Here is a 15,674-nt window from a genome sequence, read left to right on the forward strand (position 1 = left end):
TGTTACTCTCTCCGTGCTGTCTATTATCTATTTACAGCTTATACTGAGAGAGCTTTTTTACAACTTGTCCGACTTTTCAAACACCCTCTTAAACACACTAATGATTCCTGCCTTTGAATCAATCATCTGTTGGATTAAATTTCCGAAAATTAGATTATTGTTGTCGTTAGTGTTGTAGTTAGTTGGTTCTTTAATAAAGGCAATATTTTGAGGTGTATTGTTGCCCTCTCTGATATACACATATACTCCCCTTGAACCATAGTCAAATACTTGAGCGCCTACTCCGTAGCTATAGTTAGGAAGATTTTCTAAGTTGGGTAGAGCTATTGTATCTACTCCTATCTCGAAATCTTCAATTAATATTATGTCTCTTGTTCCTGATGTTACGATTTCTCCCCATGAATCGCTAGGATACTGCTGAAGTAAGCGCCTTGCATTTTCTTCTTGTTTTAACGCATCCAACTGATCAAATCCTTCATTAGCAGCTATATCTGCAAGATACAAAAACCCTTCTGCCTTTGGGAAAGCAGCCCCTAACCCCATAAAAACAATATCTTTTAGGGTTCGCCCCCATTTAGTGTTGGTACTACTGAGGGCATTGTTAAATTCAATGAGTTGTCCTACACTGAAATTAAGAGTGGTTTTTATTGTCCCTTGAGCATCTAATATAAAGGTATCTGAACCAGTATTACCCCAAAGTCTTTTAGTGCTACCATCAATGTAAGCACTTGCATATAACAAGTCATCACCCTCTCCACCATATACTAAGTCAGAACCACGACGAGTTGTTAATATGTCGTTACCGTGATCTCCATACAAATTATCTCTCCAAAAACTATCTCGAATTACATCGTTACCATTTTTGCCATACACTGTAGGATTATAAAAGTCTCTTTTCAACATATCTGTAGTGAAACTAGGTCCAGTTCCATACACAATATCGCTATTAGCAGCATATATTGTATCATTTCCGTCTGTACCATTTGCAGTTCCGTTATTGGCATAAATAATACTATTCTGCTCAATCTCAACAACCTGACCATCCAAAGTCACAGTCGCCTTATCATCCTCAGCCCGCAAAACGGCTAACTCTGACTCACTTAAACTATCCCCTTGTACTAACCTAGCAAAAACATCACCCTCATCCCCTGCTGTATCTGCTGTATTAATCCGTGAATCAACATAATGCCCGTACTCTTCCAATAATACAGCCGCAATTGCATTGACATTCTGAGCATTTGCGGTAATAAACTCTCGGGATAGATAAATCTTACCCGTAGCTACAGCAAAAGCCCCATTTGCACCATTAATATCATTACGACTGACAATCTCAATGGTAGGAACGGCATTAAATTTACCCTTCGCAAAATCACCAAATAATTGATTAGCTTTTTTGGCATCAAAATCATTACCAAAAGCAGTCTCTAACTTCTGGGTGTACTTCGCATCAAATATGAACCGACTGAGATATTGAGATGTATTCTGTAATGCTTCCTCTAGGATGCTATCTAAAGTAGAAAAGTTGTTTAGTAAAGTTGTGAAGCTTTTCATGACTGACTCCTTAGATTAAAATTATGGTGTTCTGATGGATAAGCAAAAGCCAAACAAAATCTGTACCCTGGAAGTAGGTTTAATTCCTACCCATGAATGAGAGATATTGCGTAAGTGATGCTTCTGAACCGTGCTAGTAAAAATTCTTCTTGTTAAATATCCTATTTCACTGCTAAGTGACTTCCGTAGTGAGAAATAGTGACTTTCGAGTGACTTTTGAGTGACTTTGATAAATCAGAGAAACAATTCACTAAATCTATAACTTCCGGGTTCTGAAGATGGAAATAAAATATATCTATCTTTAGATAGATAACAAAAACGTTTTAAACCGTTTATTCTACACTTAATTTAACTTTTAGTATCCTAAAAAACAAATCCGGTTTGCGGATAAATACCTGAAATAACCGAATCCCATCATCCACATTAACAATAATGTGTGCAGTGCTTAACTCCTAAAATTTACGCAAATTTCCTAAAAATCCTAGCCATATTCAATATTTACTCAAATAAACCTACTGCAAAATAACCAAATACTTAACAATAATCAATGCCAAGGTCACTGACTTGCTATCTTTTGTCTCCCATCAAAAAGAAAGCAAACCAAATATCAATCGAGTTATCCATTATCTGCGTACCTATCGTTGTCTGATTATCTTAGATAACCTAGAAACGGTTTTAGATGCGGGTAATACCAAATATAATCATTTACTCTGCATAATTGCCGAAACCAACCATCAAAGCTGTTTGATTTTCACTAGTAGAGCTAAACCTGTTCAAGTCACCTTACTAGAGAATTGGTCATTATCAGTGCGTTGCTTGAGGTTGCATGGTTCATCAAAAATAGCCTTTTCCCTGATACAATCAAAACAATTACTAGGGACTGAAGAACAAAAGTTTGAATTATGTCATCTGTATAGTAATAATCCTCTGAAAGTTAAAATTGTTGTTAATACCATCATTGAATTATTTAATGGTAATATTGAAAAATTCCTAGAACAAGATACATTATTAGTCAGTAATTATATTAACAGCTTACTGGAACAGCAGTTAAACCCCCTCTCGGTTCTAGAATGGCAAATTATGTACTGTCTGTCCACTGACCAGCAATTAACAACTATTACTGATTTAGCACCAAATCAAAATATATTACCGACTGTTTCTAAATCCCAACTTTTACAAGCAATAGAAAAGCTATATTCACGCTGTTTAATAGAGAAAGAAGCGGGTAAGTACACTTTGCAACCTGTTCTCAGGGAGTATGTGATGGAACAATTTATTCATAAATTATGATTTTATTATATATAATCTTTAAAAAGCTGATTTGCAGTAAGATTTAATTCAGGAAAAGTTTGGGAAATAATCCGTTCATGATCTCGAAACTTGCTAATTTGATATTCTTCATCAATTAAATTACAAACAGAGATTGTCGGTTGTTTAGGATTACCAATAAAATTGACAAAAAACAAGAACCCCGACTTCTTGAAGAAGTCGGAGATATGGATATTATTTAATTACTACTTCCCAAATCCTTTACCTCTACTAATAGAAGGAAGACAAATACAATTTTCTAACTGCTGAAGTAAGGTTTCGGTATCCAGATTTTGACCAATTAACACTAACTGATTTTTCTTTTCACCTTTCCATTGATCATCATCAATAGTGAAGCGTTTACCGCAAAGATGGAAAATATGACGTTGGGGACTTTCATCAAACCACATAATTCCCTTAGCACGGAAGACATTTGTGGGTAATTGATTATCTAAGAAATGTTGAAACTTTCTAATCGAAAAAGGTTTTTCACTTTGGAAAGAAATAGAGATAAAACCATCATTTTCTAAGTGGTCAGAATGATGATGATGTTCATGATCATGGTGGTCATGGCCACAGGTAGAATGATCATGATCATCGTGATGTTCATGTCCACAATCATCATGATCATGATGTTCTTCTGCGTGAGAATCAAAATATTTATCAGATTCAAACAAACCAACACTAAGAATTAAAGGTAGGGGAACTTGGGATTTTGTCGTGCGAATAATTCTGGAACCTTCCTTAATATTGTTGATTTTTTTCTCCAATTCCTGCAAAGTGGTTTCATCAACTAAATCAGTTTTATTGAGAATAATGACATCACCATAAGTAATTTGACTCAAAGCCGCTTCAGAATTGAATAAATCTAAGCTATAATTTGCCGCATCAACTACAGTAATAATAGAATCTAACCGAGTTAAATCTCGCAATTCTGAACCCAGAAATGTCATAGCTACGGGTAAAGGGTCTGCTAAACCAGTGGTTTCTACAACTAGATAATCTAGCTTTTCTTCCCTTTCCAAAATTTTGTAAACAGCATCAACCAAGTCATTATTAATTGTGCAGCAAATACAGCCATTACTTAATTCCACCATGTTTTCATCAGTGGAAACAACCAATTCATTATCAATACCAATTTCGCCAAATTCATTCACTAACACAGCGGTTTTTACACCTTGCTGATTTGTGAGAATATGATTGAGCAAAGTCGTCTTACCACTACCAAGGAAACCCGTAATAATTGTTACTGGTAAACCTTGTTTGGTCGCTGCCATTGGGTGAGATTCTGTAGTAACTGATGATGTCATAGTCGTAAAGTAGGATTTTGGTGTATTCTAAATTTTATCTTGATTTTGTCCACTCGGCATTACAGTAATACCAAATTAAGATGAAGCTGTATAGAATCAGATTTCAAGAATAATTGACCGCAGATAAACGCAGATAAACGCAGATGAAGACGGATGAATTTATGGATTTCATGATTCTGTGCCGTCTCATATAAAATTGGTATAACATATTTACATACTAGCTTGAAAAATCTGGTTAGCACTGAGGGTAAGTTCTGGGAAAGTTGGTGATACTATAGTTTGATTTTCTCTAAATTGACTAACTCGATATTCTCCATTGATTAAATGATAGATTGAATCATACTTTACCTCCAGGTGTTGACAAGATTACGAACTATTACTAACAATAATCATAGCCAATTATTAGCTACCAAAATTTTCATTTACGCCATTGTCATCAACTTGCGTTATCATTGTTTATCGTCAGATTGCCTTATTCCTCTATTATGACCCTATCTATTTACAATACTCTCACCCGTCGTCAAGAACAATTTACCACCGTCGAACCTGGCAAGGTTAAGATGTATTATTGCGGCGTGACGGTTTATGATTACTGCCATTTGGGTCATGCTAGAGCTTGTATTGTTTGGGATGTAGTGCGTCGTTATCTGCAATTTATCGGTTATGATGTCCGCTATATCCAAAATTTTACGGATATTGATGATAAAATTCTCAAACGCGCCAGAGAAGAAGATTCTTCCATGGAAGTTGTCGCCGAAAAATATATTCAAGCATATTTTGAAGATATGTCGCGGTTGGGAATTAAAGAAGCTGATGAATACCCCCGCGCTACACATACAATGAACGGTATTCAAAGATTAATTCACGATTTAGAACATAAAGGTTTTGCGTATCCGTCTCACGGTGATGTGTATTATGCAGTCCAGAATTTTGCCGAATATGGCAAACTTTCGGGACGGAAATTAGAAGATATGCAAGCCGGTGCAAGTGAACGGGTAAACGTCGAAGACGCAGAATATCAAAAGAAGCGATACCCCTTTGATTTTGCCCTGTGGAAGTCTGCAAAACCCGGTGAACCCGCGTGGGAGTCTCCTTGGGGAAAAGGTCGCCCCGGATGGCATATAGAATGCTCGGCCATGGTGCGCGATCGCTTGGGTGATACTATAGATATTCATGCTGGTGGTGCTGACTTAATTTTCCCTCACCATGAAAACGAAATTGCTCAATCGGAAGCCGTTACCGGCAAACCTTTAGCCAATTATTGGTTACACAACGGTATGGTAAAAGTAGATGGGGAAAAAATGTCCAAATCCTTGGGTAATTTTATCACCATTCGTCAATTATTAGATCGGGGTGTAGACCCCATGGCTGTGCGTTTATTTGTGATGATGGCACAATATCGCAAACCCATAGATTTTACCGATGATGCTATATTAGCAGCAACCAACGGCTGGCATACTATCAAAGAAGCTTTATTATTTGGACATCAACATGGTAAAAAACTAGAGTGGGATGAATCTAACCAAATCCAAAATTCCGAGATTGAGAGATTTCAAGAAGCCGTTAATGATGATTTTAACTTTCCTGGTGGTTTAGTAATAATTTTTGAATTAGCCAAAGAACTAAATCGGGAAAGAAACATCATTGTTCATCAAGGAAAAACAGAAACCCCAGCTAACGAACTACTGCAAAAATGGCAAACCCTAATTACATTAGCAGAAGTTTTAGGTTTAACTGCCAAACCAGAAACAGAAAACCTTGTCAATGATAGTTTAAGTGATGTTTATATTGAAGAACTAATTCAACAAAGACAAACAGCAAGAAAAACTAAAAACTTCGCCGAATCAGATAGAATCCGCGATGAACTATTAACAAAAGGCGTTACTTTAATAGATAGCAAAGAAGGAACACGCTGGCATAGAGGGTAAATTAAAAATTAAGAATTAAAAATTAAAAAGGAGGAGATGAGCAACTACAAAGCAATCACTGATAGAACATTTGAGTTTGCTGTACGCATTGTTAAGCTTTGTAAGGTGTTAGATGAAAGTTTAGGAGTGGCACGCACAATATCAAAACAATTGCTGAGGTCTGGAACATCTATTGGAGCAAATGTTGATGAATCACAAGCAGCGGAAAGTACAGCAGATTTTATTCACAAATTAAAAATTGCTTTAAAAGAAGCAAGGGAAACTAGATATTGGCTAAAACTACTAATTGCATCTGAGTTAATTCCTGAACATAGGTTAGTACCTATACTTGGTGAAATTAATGAATTAATCAAGATCATTGCTGCTATCATTATCAAAACACAGCAAAATAACCAAAAATGAATTCAGAACTCTGAATTTTTAATTCTCAATTTTTAATTAACACAATGTGGAAACAATTAACAACCGCAATTTCTCATTTAAACATCCCCGCTGACTGGGTAGGAATTAGAGCCGTAAAAACAACTTCAACCCATCATTCCGTGCGTGATGGTTTACCCCAAAGCAATGGTAAATCATTGGATATGGGAGCAATGATAGAAGTCATAGTTGATGGTTGTTTAGGTTATGCAGCCACCAACTCCTTAGATATTTCCAGCTTACAAAACGCTGCGGAAATCGCCTATAAACAAGCATTAGTAGCCAGTAAATGGTGGATATATCCCCTGAGTGAAAATACCCGTCCTCAAGTAGTTGGTGAATATAACTCACCATTTTTAGAACCATTTGACGCTTTTAGTCCTGGAGAAATCAACAACTTACTAATTCGGATTTGTCAGCAACTCAAAATTAACGATAAAATCATTCAAACTACAGCCACCGTCGGTACAGATCAAAAAGAAACTTGGTTTGTGAGTAGTAATGGTTCCGAAATATATCAGAATATTCTATCTCTTAGTCATCATTTTGGAGCGATCGCTCAAGATGGCACAATCGTCCAACAACGCAGCAATAACGGCGCTCATGCAAACTCTTATCAAGGAGGTTGGGAACTGTTCAAACAAGATAATTTATGGCATCAAGTTCAAAAAGTTGGTGAACAGGCATTAGAATTATTAACAGCGGAAGAATGTCCAAATACCCGCACCAATTTAGTTTTAGCACCAGACCAAATGATGCTACAAATTCACGAAAGTATCGGACATCCTTTAGAAATTGACCGCATTTTAGGAGATGAACGCAACTATGCTGGAGGTAGTTTTGTTACCAAAGATGATTTTGGTAAATTAGAATATGGTTCACCGCTGATGAATATCACCTTTGATCCTACAGTACCAGGTGAATTTGCCAGTTATAGTTTTGATGATACTGGTGCAGCAGCCACGAAAGAATATGTAATTAAAAAAGGCATTTTACAACGGGGTTTAGGTAGTTTAGAAAGTCAAGCTAGAGCAGATTTACCAGGTGTTGCTTGTGCGCGTGCTTGTTCCTGGAATCGTCCCCCCATAGACAGAATGGCTAACTTGAATTTAGAACCAGGAAACGCCACCTTTGAGGAAATTATCTCAGGAATAGAACATGGGATTTACATGGAATCTAACCGTTCTTGGTCAATAGATGATCAACGTTATAAATTTCAATTTGGTTGTGAATATGCCAAATTAATTGAAAACGGTAAACTTACTAAAACCCTGCGTAATCCTAACTATCGTGCCACTACGCCAGAATTTTGGCATAGTTTAATTAAAGTTGGTAATGATACTAATTGGCAAATATATGGTACACCTTTCTGCGGTAAAGGAGAACCAAATCAAGCCATTTCTGTAGGTCATGGTTCACCAGTTTGTGAATTTGCAAATGTGGAGGTTTTTGGTGGTGGTTAATGAATTATGTTTCGCGCAAAGGCGCAAAGGGGCAAAGGCGCAAAGTTTAATTAATGCTACAATGAACAAGTAGCTACTTGATGCCATATCAATATGATCATTGCTCAAGAATTAGAATTGAAGCAAGACATCTCCGCAGATGTCATCTTTCCTCCTAGTGATTTATATAGTGATGAACCTCCCGTGGAATCAGAACTGCACCTAGAGCAGATTATGCTCTTAATTAAATGTCTCAAATGGCTTTGGAAAGATAGATATGATTTCTATGCTGCGGGAAATCTTAGTATTTACTATAGTCCTAACCAGAAAAAATCAGAATATTTCCGAGGTCCTGATTTTTTTGTGGTCTTGGAAACTGAACGCAAAACCCGCAAAAGCTGGGTAGTGTGGGAAGAAGATGGTAAATATCCTAATTTCATTTTAGAAATTCTTTCACCCAGTACAGCTAATACTGATAGAGAATATAAAAAGGAACTTTATCAAAATACTTTCCGCACACCGGATTATTTTTGGTTTGACCCTTATACATTAGAATTTGCAGGTTTTCATTTAGTTGATAATAAATATCAACCTTTAGAACCAAATAAAAAAGGATATTTATGGAGTGAACAGTTAGGTTTATACTTAGGGATTCATCAAGGATTGTTGAGGTATTTTACTCCAGCAGGAGAGTTAGTATCTACACCAGAAGAAACCGCAGAAGCTGAAACTAAAAAAACAGCAATACAAACTCAAAGAGCAGAACAAGAAGCTCAAAGAGCAGAACGGGAAGCTAGAAAAGCAGAACGTTTAGCAGCAAAATTGCGAGAATTAAATATTGATCCAGATACAATTTAAAAAATGAAACCAGAAGAATTATCAACGCTAGAAAAAACTTTTAATCAACTTGTGGAAACCCTGCTGATTAAAAAAGCAGAAGATGAACATTTTACTGTGCGACTTAGCAGCGAAAGTAGTCAATTTACCCGCTTTAATTCTGCCAAAGTTAGACAAACAGGTTATGTTCATGATGGTTCGATTCAACTAACCTTAATGGCCAATCAACGCAGTAGTTTTCGTCAGTTTCCCTTTACTGGAAATTGGGAAATAGACTGGGAATTATCATCCACTGCTTTACAAGAATTACGTGATGAATTAACATTATTACCAATTGATCCTTATTTAGTTTTACCATCAGGAAATCATAGCAGTCGAGAAATTAATACTGGTAAATTACTAACTCCAGAAATATTAGTTCCTAGTATTCTCGAAACTGTGACTAATTTAGATTTTACGGGGATGTATGCTGGGGGAATTGTCATCAGAGGTTATGGTGATTCTAGCGGACAAAAACACTGGTTTGTGACTGATTCCTTTAATTTAGATTATTCCTTATTTATGGCATCAGGACAAGCTGTAAAAGGAACTTTTGCCGGCAGTGAATGGAATGAAGCTGCTTATTTAGCTAAAATAAATGATGGGAAACAGCAGCTAGAAATGCTATCTCGTCCAGTTAAAGAATTACCAAAAGGACAATATAAAACCTATTTTGCTCCCGCTGCGGTGGCTGATTTATTGGGTATGTTTTCCTGGGGTGCTATCAGTGAAGCTAGTATTCAACAAGGTAATAGTGCTTTAGCTGCTTTATCACGTCAAGAAAAACAACTTTCTTCAAAATTCACTTTAAAGGAAAATTTTCAAAGTGGTTTAGTTCCCAGATTTAATAATTTAGGAGAAATGGCTGCACCCGAATTAACTTTAATTGGAAAAGGGATTTTAATTAATAGCTTAGTTAATTCTCGCACAGCGAAAGAATATCATAAACCCGCTAATGGTGCGAATGGTTCAGAAACCTTACGTTCTCCCGAAATTAATCCTGGTAATTTGGCATTTGAGAAGATTTTACCCAGTTTAGATACAGGGTTATATGTTTCTAATTTACATTATTTAAACTGGAGCGATCGCCCATCTGGCAGAATTACAGGAATGACTCGTTATGCTTGCTTTTGGGTAGAAAACGGCGAAATTATTGCCCCCATTGCTAACCTACGCTTTGATGAAAGTCTCTATCGTTTTTGGAGCGCAGAAAATCTCATTGATTTAACAAACTTCCAGGAATTTATTCCCGAAGTCGGAACTTACGAAAGCCGACAATTAGGAGGAAGTTTAGTTCCTGGTATGTTGGTGAAAAATTTCACCTATACATTATAAACCTTATCAACCTTAGATTCCCAACCGCAATATATATTAGGGAGGGAATTGGGGTTGAATCTTAATTCTACCACTTGTTGGGTAGTTCCACGCTGCCCTTAGGGTCAGGCGTGGGGCTTCTGTCGGTTAAGCTAAAGCACAATTACCAATTAAACAAACTCTTCCAACTGTTCTAACTTTAACCAAATATTTGGCGTTGGCACTTGTCCAAACTTCACCAAAGCATAATCACCCTTAATATCGACAATTTCCCCCTTAGTTTCAAACAAATAACTAGGAAAGCGGGAATCACTAGCTTTAGCTTCTAGACTATTTTCTAACTTTTCCCGAATAGCCCGCACCATATTGCCTTTTTTAACAGCCATAAATTCCCCTCGTTCCAAAATAAACGCTTTTACTCAAAATTTTATCTTGTACCCAGACACAAAGGTAATTTCTTTCCTCAAAAAACATAACCGCCTACTTTGGTAGTAAGCGGTTTAGAAAAAATTAATATTTATTTTAAGATAGTTCTTCCTCATCAAATTCATGATAACAAATTCCAAAGCAATTGTCAACCCCCCAATTCTCTATTTTCGCGCTTTGATTTATTTGTAAATTCTGCGGGGGGTTGCTAATTGTTTGTAGCTGAGAATCAACCTGTCCAAACCGGACTTGCATGATACTTTCAATCATAGCGCGTCCTTCCCTTTCTACACCTTCTTGTCGTCCTTCTTTCCTCATCCTTAGGTAACTTAAATTCATAGTATTTGACGAAAATAACTGAGGATTGGGGATTGGGGATGGGGAAGAAAAATATTCTCCTCTGCACCTCTGCTCCCCTGTACCTCTGCCTATTGTTGACTTGGTTTCCAGTTTATCCAATCTTGCGGTTTTAGAAAAGTCTCATACAACTCAGCTTCAGGAGAATTAGGTTCTGGTTTGTAGCCATATTCCCAACGAACTAAAGGTGGTAGAGACATGAGAATTGATTCTGTGCGGCCGTTGGTTTGCAGTCCAAAAATTGTCCCTCGGTCATAAACCAAGTTAAATTCTACATATCTACCACGACGGTATAATTGGAAATTACGTTGGCGATCGCCGTATTCCATCCCCTGTCGGCGTTCCGCAATTGGCGCATAAGCAGGTAAAAATGCCCCAGCACAATCTTGAACTAAAGCAAATATATCTTCCCAACTCCGTGACGGTAATTGACCTACCTGATTACTATAAATAGCTGCGTCCCCATGAGGATCTGGGCCGCGATAGATAGAACCTTGACCATCTTGGTAATCTAAAAATAAACCACCAATTCCTCGTGTTTCATCCCGATGTTTCAGATAAAAATATTCATCGCACCACCGCTTAAACACAGGATAATACTCAGGATGGTGTTGATCACAAGCTTGTTTAAAAGTGTTATGAAAATGTTTTGCATCTTCAGCAAAGGGGTAATAAGGTGTTAAATCCGCACCTCCACCAAACCACCAAACTGGACCTGCTTCAAAATAGCGGTAATTTAAATGGACTGTAGGTACATAAGGATTTCGTGGGTGCAACACCAAAGAAGTACCCGTTGCATAAAATCCATGTCCTGCTGCTTCTGGACGTTGGGCTAAAATTGAAGGAGGTAAATGAGAACCCCAAACTTCAGAAAAATTTACCCCTGCTTGTTCAAAGATTGCCCCATCCCGCAGGACACGCGATCGCCCACCACCCCCTTCTGGACGCTGCCAACTATCTTCCTGAAACGTCCCCAGACCATCTAATTTCTCTAAACCTTGGGTAATTTCATCCTGCACATTCTGCATAAACTGACTGACTCTAGCCTGAGCATTCACACCAGGGAGAACATCAGATGAATCCTTTGTGATAGTGGGGGTTTGCGCGTTGGTTAACATAGATTCCCGAACCTAAAATTACAATTTCTAAACAATTACAAATTTTTGTTGTCAAAACTTCTCAGCAGCGAAAGTCACAAATCCGGCTTAATCTGGCCAAGAAGTTTTCTATTATCCGTCAAAACACCTTTAAATATCCATTGGCACGGAATTCACTCCAACTTACACATATCATATCTAAAGACCCGTTTTCACAGTCATAGAAATAATCTTATTATTCTCAATATCTTCGCCATTTTTTGCTTTATTGGATTAAGCGATAGCGCAACACATACGCATTTATTGGGTTATAACTCCGCCACACTATGGCTAACGCCTCCCGTACCATTTGCTATGCGAAGGTAACCTTTTCCCAACCCAACCTTTTCAGATATAATCCAATTATGTATAAACAATTTATCTTTCTAGTTACCAGCATAGTAACTGTATTGCCACAGGTAAGTATTGCTGCACCAAAAGGGTTTCAATCCCCCAGTGGTAATATGTTTTGTGAGCTAATTCCAGGAGAAACAAATAGTTTAAGGTGTGAAATCAATACTTCGCTAAAACCCAAACCGCCTCAACCTTACCCTGGATATTGCGGGTTTGATTGGGGAATGGGTTTTTTGTTACCTGCTGATGCTAGACCAGAAATTTTGTGTATTAGTGATACTGTCGCTGATAAAAATAAACCCGTTTTGGCTTATGGACGGACTTGGAACAATGGTGGTTTTAAATGTGTTTCCCAAAAAACTGGTTTAACTTGTACTAATAGTAATGGGATTGGCTTTTTTCTGAGTCGGGAAAAATGGCGAGTATTAGGTCTTTCTAGACCTTAGTTACAAATCTGCCGCTTTTGAAAACCCTTAGCTTGTCCGTAATACACGGTTTTAAACTTCACCTGATTTGTCTCAGGATTGTAGAGAGTATATGTTGCTTCTCCTAGAGTCCGTCCCACATTTCCCACACCAATCACTTGACGAGGGTTAATATTGACAGTTTGCGGAGACAATTGATGATCAAGAGTAGTGATTTCACTGCTAATAGAACCAGCTTGTAACTGATACTGAAAAGTTAACCCAGAACGACCACAAAATAGATTATTTGCTTGCATTCGTGATAATCTATCTAACATTTGAATTGGGGGAGTATCGGGAGTAAGTTCGTCATGTACACCCGCTGTTGAACCGTGGATTAACAAACAATCTAATTCAAAAAATCCAAAATCCAGATTTCTCAACCATTCTACAGTTGGACGGGAAACACAGTCCCACAACATCTGCACCGTATCACCACCATATTTTGCTAGTAATTCCGGTGCGTCTCCAGTTGGACCCAAACCATGTAAAATCAAACACTGTTCTTCCCACCATCCCTTACAAACCATTGGTGCTAATTCACCCCGTCGCGGTGATTTTACCCTTTCCACTAGCTGTTCACATTCTCGCCTTGGACCGACTAAATCACCGATAATATATAATGCCTCTATGTAACGGCTTTGCAGCTTAATATCAGCTATCACAGCTTCATAGGCTGGCAAATTTCCTTCAATTCCACTCAATATTGCCCACATAGTCAATTTTGGATTTTAGATTTTAGATTTTGGATTAGTTATTTTATCTTGTACAAACATGAGTTGGATCTTCTGCCCGTTCAGCATACTCTAAGCCATGCGCTAAACGCCAAGCAAAGATCTCTGGTAATCCCTTTTCGATAATTGCTGCACAGGTTTTTTGATAATCATAGGTAACTTCCCGCAAAGTCACCCCTTGAGTATCAGTTTCATAAACTACATAAGTTGCATTTGTCCGTCCATGTCGAGGTTCTCCGACAGAACCAACATTAACAATCTTTTTCAGCGCAGATGAAAAGTTAATTTTCCGTAATTCTGCTTGACTACTAACCTGAACTTGTAACTCACCAGCATTAAGATTACGAGTATAAGGAACGTGAGTATGTCCACAAAATAGCACATCTGCACCTGTGGAAAGTACCCTTTCTAAAGCGACAAAAGCATCCAATTCAGGTAATAAATATTCATGGTTGCTATGGGGACTACCGTGAACAAAGGCTAAGTTTCGCCATTGGAGACTATGGGGTAAATTGGCCAAAAATTCCCGGTTTTCCGGGTGGATTTCCTGATTTGTCCATTGGTGAGCCTTTAGTCCTCTTTTTTCTGCCAATATTGAAGGATAACTACAATCACAAGCATTCAATCCTTCCACAATATCTTTATCCCAACAACCAGCGCAGGTAGGAATATCCAAGGAGCGAATTTGGTTAATTACCGCATTAGGGTGGGGTCCATATCCCACTAAATCACCAACACAAAATATTTTTTCAGCTTTTTGATTGTCAATATCTAATAATACAGCATCTAAGGCTTCGTAATTACCATGAATACATGACATGACAGCTATTTTCATACTTGTTGACCTTCTAGTAAAATTTGTTGTACTTGTTGTTGATATTGCAAAATCATGGATTCAGATAAACAGCAATCGGATAATGTTGCTTTTAAAGCGGTTTCATTTAAGTTTTTTCCGGCTATTTCTATGCCACTAAATCGCTGAGGTCTACCTTCTAAATACCTTGGTACGTTTAATTCTAAAAAGTCCGTTTGGGGAACACCAGAGACAAAATCACAGTAAAGAGAACGTCCATCATTAACATCGAAAATTGCCTTAGCACGGGTAACAATCCCATAAGCACCGTGAGTTATTTCATACCAAAATTCATCTAAACTATTTTCATCAATTACTTGCCCCGTAGTTTCTACCCGCCATAAATTTTCTACAATTATAGTTGGAACTGGTGCGCCATAGATAATTTCATTTGCCCAACTATCATATTCAGAGTTTTTTAACTCCTCTGGAATAATTGCTATAGCATGGTAAGTGAGATGATCTAATATTTTTGATATACTATTTAACTCTAGATAAGAACCTAATTCAACATAAACACTCTCTGCTGTGGGGATGTGATATAGAAATTCAATTTCTTGACCATCACCAAATATTTTCAGATCAGGAAATTCAGTGGCTATTTTAGTTTGATCAATGGGGATATTCCCCGTTCCTGGAGAAAAATAAATTACTTTTTCAATAGATTTAATATCTCGAATTTGTTGACAGATCCAGGTAGTTTTTCCAGATCCAAATAATCCAGCGACAACGGTAATAATTGGTAAAGTCATAATCAATATAAATTATAATTTATGAGATAAAATTCCCACAGAATTAAAAAAACAACTTCTTGCTCCAGTATGACAGGCAATATCACCAACTTGCTCAATTTTGATGAGAATTGTATCACCATCAAAATCATAAAAAAGCTCTTTTACCTTTTGAATATGTGCAGATGTTGCCCCCTTATGCCACAACTGAGAACGGGAACGACTCCAATAATAAACTTCACCTGTAGCCAGGGTTTTTTGAATTGATTCTGCATTCATCCAAGCCATCATTAGAACAGTACCATCAAGATAATCTTGAGCTATAGCCGGAATTAACCCCTGCTCATTAAATTTCAAATTTCCAATCATGATAACTTATCCCTTTTCATCTGCGTTTATCCGCGTTTATCTGCGTTCAAATATCAATATAATGTAGAGATAAAAAATCTCTTATCCCTACATCACACAAA

16 protein-coding genes and 2 pseudogenes are annotated in these 15,674 nt (G+C 37.4%); 7 read left to right on the forward strand and 11 right to left on the reverse strand.

What is annotated here, in order from left to right; all coding sequences use genetic code 11:
• Positions 1 to 57: 57 nt before the first annotated feature.
• The gene (locus AN490_RS21030) at positions 58 to 1,551 is read right to left on the reverse strand and encodes a hypothetical protein (RefSeq protein WP_300006746.1); all 1,494 of its coding nucleotides are present in this window, start codon (positions 1,549 to 1,551) and stop codon (positions 58 to 60) included.
• Between the two features lie 564 nt (positions 1,552 to 2,115).
• Between AN490_RS21030 and AN490_RS21035 the strand changes: the two genes are divergently transcribed.
• A complete protein-coding gene (locus tag AN490_RS21035) occupies positions 2,116 to 2,841 on the forward strand; it encodes a hypothetical protein (RefSeq protein WP_300006747.1) in 726 nt (241 codons plus the stop codon).
• Between the two features lie 5 nt (positions 2,842 to 2,846).
• Here AN490_RS21035 and AN490_RS21040 read toward each other — a convergent pair.
• The 3 genes and pseudogenes from AN490_RS21040 to AN490_RS21050 form a co-directional block, all read right to left on the reverse strand.
• A pseudogene (locus AN490_RS21040) lies at positions 2,847 to 3,005 on the reverse strand (Uma2 family endonuclease); the annotation flags it as partial.
• Positions 3,006 to 3,065: 60 nt separating this feature from the next.
• A complete protein-coding gene (locus AN490_RS21045) occupies positions 3,066 to 4,169 on the reverse strand; it encodes a GTP-binding protein (protein ID WP_300006748.1) in 1,104 nt (367 codons plus the stop codon).
• 210 nt (positions 4,170 to 4,379) lie between these two features.
• Positions 4,380 to 4,505: pseudogene (locus AN490_RS21050) on the reverse strand (Uma2 family endonuclease); the annotation flags it as partial.
• A gap of 149 nt (positions 4,506 to 4,654) precedes the next feature.
• Between AN490_RS21050 and cysS the strand changes: the two are divergent.
• The 5 genes from cysS to AN490_RS21075 all read left to right on the forward strand — a co-directional run bounded on the left by cysS (position 4,655) and on the right by AN490_RS21075 (position 10,170).
• Positions 4,655 to 6,097, forward strand: a complete 1,443-nt coding sequence (gene cysS / locus AN490_RS21055) for a cysteine--tRNA ligase (RefSeq protein ID WP_300006749.1) — start codon at positions 4,655 to 4,657, stop codon at positions 6,095 to 6,097.
• A 36-nt stretch (positions 6,098 to 6,133) separates the two neighbouring features.
• Complete coding sequence (locus tag AN490_RS21060; RefSeq protein ID WP_300006750.1) at positions 6,134 to 6,499, forward strand: four helix bundle protein; 366 nt, start codon at positions 6,134 to 6,136, stop codon at positions 6,497 to 6,499.
• 44 nt (positions 6,500 to 6,543) lie between these two features.
• Positions 6,544 to 7,980 carry a TldD/PmbA family protein gene (locus tag AN490_RS21065; RefSeq protein ID WP_300006751.1) on the forward strand — a complete coding sequence of 479 codons (1,437 nt, stop codon included), beginning with the start codon at positions 6,544 to 6,546 and terminating at the stop codon, positions 7,978 to 7,980.
• A gap of 93 nt (positions 7,981 to 8,073) precedes the next feature.
• On the forward strand, positions 8,074 to 8,817 hold the full coding sequence (locus AN490_RS21070; RefSeq protein WP_300006752.1) for a Uma2 family endonuclease: 744 nt from the start codon (positions 8,074 to 8,076) through the stop codon (positions 8,815 to 8,817).
• A 3-nt stretch (positions 8,818 to 8,820) separates the two neighbouring features.
• On the forward strand, positions 8,821 to 10,170 hold the full coding sequence (locus tag AN490_RS21075; RefSeq protein WP_300006753.1) for a TldD/PmbA family protein: 1,350 nt from the start codon (positions 8,821 to 8,823) through the stop codon (positions 10,168 to 10,170).
• A 149-nt stretch (positions 10,171 to 10,319) separates the two neighbouring features.
• Here AN490_RS21075 and AN490_RS21080 read toward each other — a convergent pair whose 3' ends face one another.
• From AN490_RS21080 to hemF, 3 genes are all read right to left on the reverse strand, one after another.
• Positions 10,320 to 10,535, reverse strand: a complete 216-nt coding sequence (locus AN490_RS21080) for an NAD(P)H-quinone oxidoreductase subunit O (RefSeq protein ID WP_015079980.1) — start codon at positions 10,533 to 10,535, stop codon at positions 10,320 to 10,322.
• Between the two features lie 136 nt (positions 10,536 to 10,671).
• Entirely contained in the window at positions 10,672 to 10,914 is a 243-nt protein-coding gene (locus AN490_RS21085; protein WP_300006754.1) for a hypothetical protein, read from the reverse strand.
• A gap of 89 nt (positions 10,915 to 11,003) precedes the next feature.
• The gene (gene hemF, locus AN490_RS21090; RefSeq protein ID WP_300006755.1) at positions 11,004 to 12,050 is read right to left on the reverse strand and encodes an oxygen-dependent coproporphyrinogen oxidase; all 1,047 of its coding nucleotides are present in this window, start codon (positions 12,048 to 12,050) and stop codon (positions 11,004 to 11,006) included.
• 383 nt (positions 12,051 to 12,433) lie between these two features.
• On the opposite strand from hemF, the gene AN490_RS21095 reads away from it, so the two are divergent.
• Positions 12,434 to 12,868, forward strand: coding sequence for a DUF6636 domain-containing protein (locus AN490_RS21095; protein WP_300006756.1), 435 nt, complete (start codon positions 12,434 to 12,436; stop codon positions 12,866 to 12,868).
• Here AN490_RS21095 and AN490_RS21100 read toward each other — a convergent pair.
• From AN490_RS21100 to hisI, 4 genes are read right to left on the reverse strand one after another with little or no spacing between them, the layout of a single operon-like run.
• Positions 12,865 to 13,608 (reverse strand): metallophosphatase, encoded by a 744-nt coding sequence (locus AN490_RS21100; RefSeq protein WP_300006757.1) that lies wholly within the window; start codon positions 13,606 to 13,608, stop codon positions 12,865 to 12,867. The two genes, AN490_RS21095 and AN490_RS21100, sit on opposite strands and share 4 nt — an antisense overlap.
• A 37-nt stretch (positions 13,609 to 13,645) precedes the next feature.
• Entirely contained in the window at positions 13,646 to 14,455 is an 810-nt protein-coding gene (locus AN490_RS21105; RefSeq protein WP_300006759.1) for a metallophosphoesterase family protein, read from the reverse strand.
• Positions 14,452 to 15,225: a GTP-binding protein gene (locus tag AN490_RS21110; RefSeq protein ID WP_300006761.1), complete on the reverse strand. Its 774-nt coding sequence runs from the start codon at positions 15,223 to 15,225 to the stop codon at positions 14,452 to 14,454. Before AN490_RS21110 ends, AN490_RS21105 begins: the two co-directional genes overlap by 4 nt.
• A 12-nt stretch (positions 15,226 to 15,237) precedes the next feature.
• Positions 15,238 to 15,573, reverse strand: a complete 336-nt coding sequence (gene hisI, locus AN490_RS21115; protein WP_300006763.1) for a phosphoribosyl-AMP cyclohydrolase — start codon at positions 15,571 to 15,573, stop codon at positions 15,238 to 15,240.
• Between the last annotated feature and the right edge of the window lie 101 nt (positions 15,574 to 15,674).

Origin of the sequence: Anabaena sp. AL09, assembly GCF_001672255.1 — a bacterium.
Lineage (GTDB): Bacteria > Cyanobacteriota > Cyanobacteriia > Cyanobacteriales > Nostocaceae > Dolichospermum > Dolichospermum lemmermannii.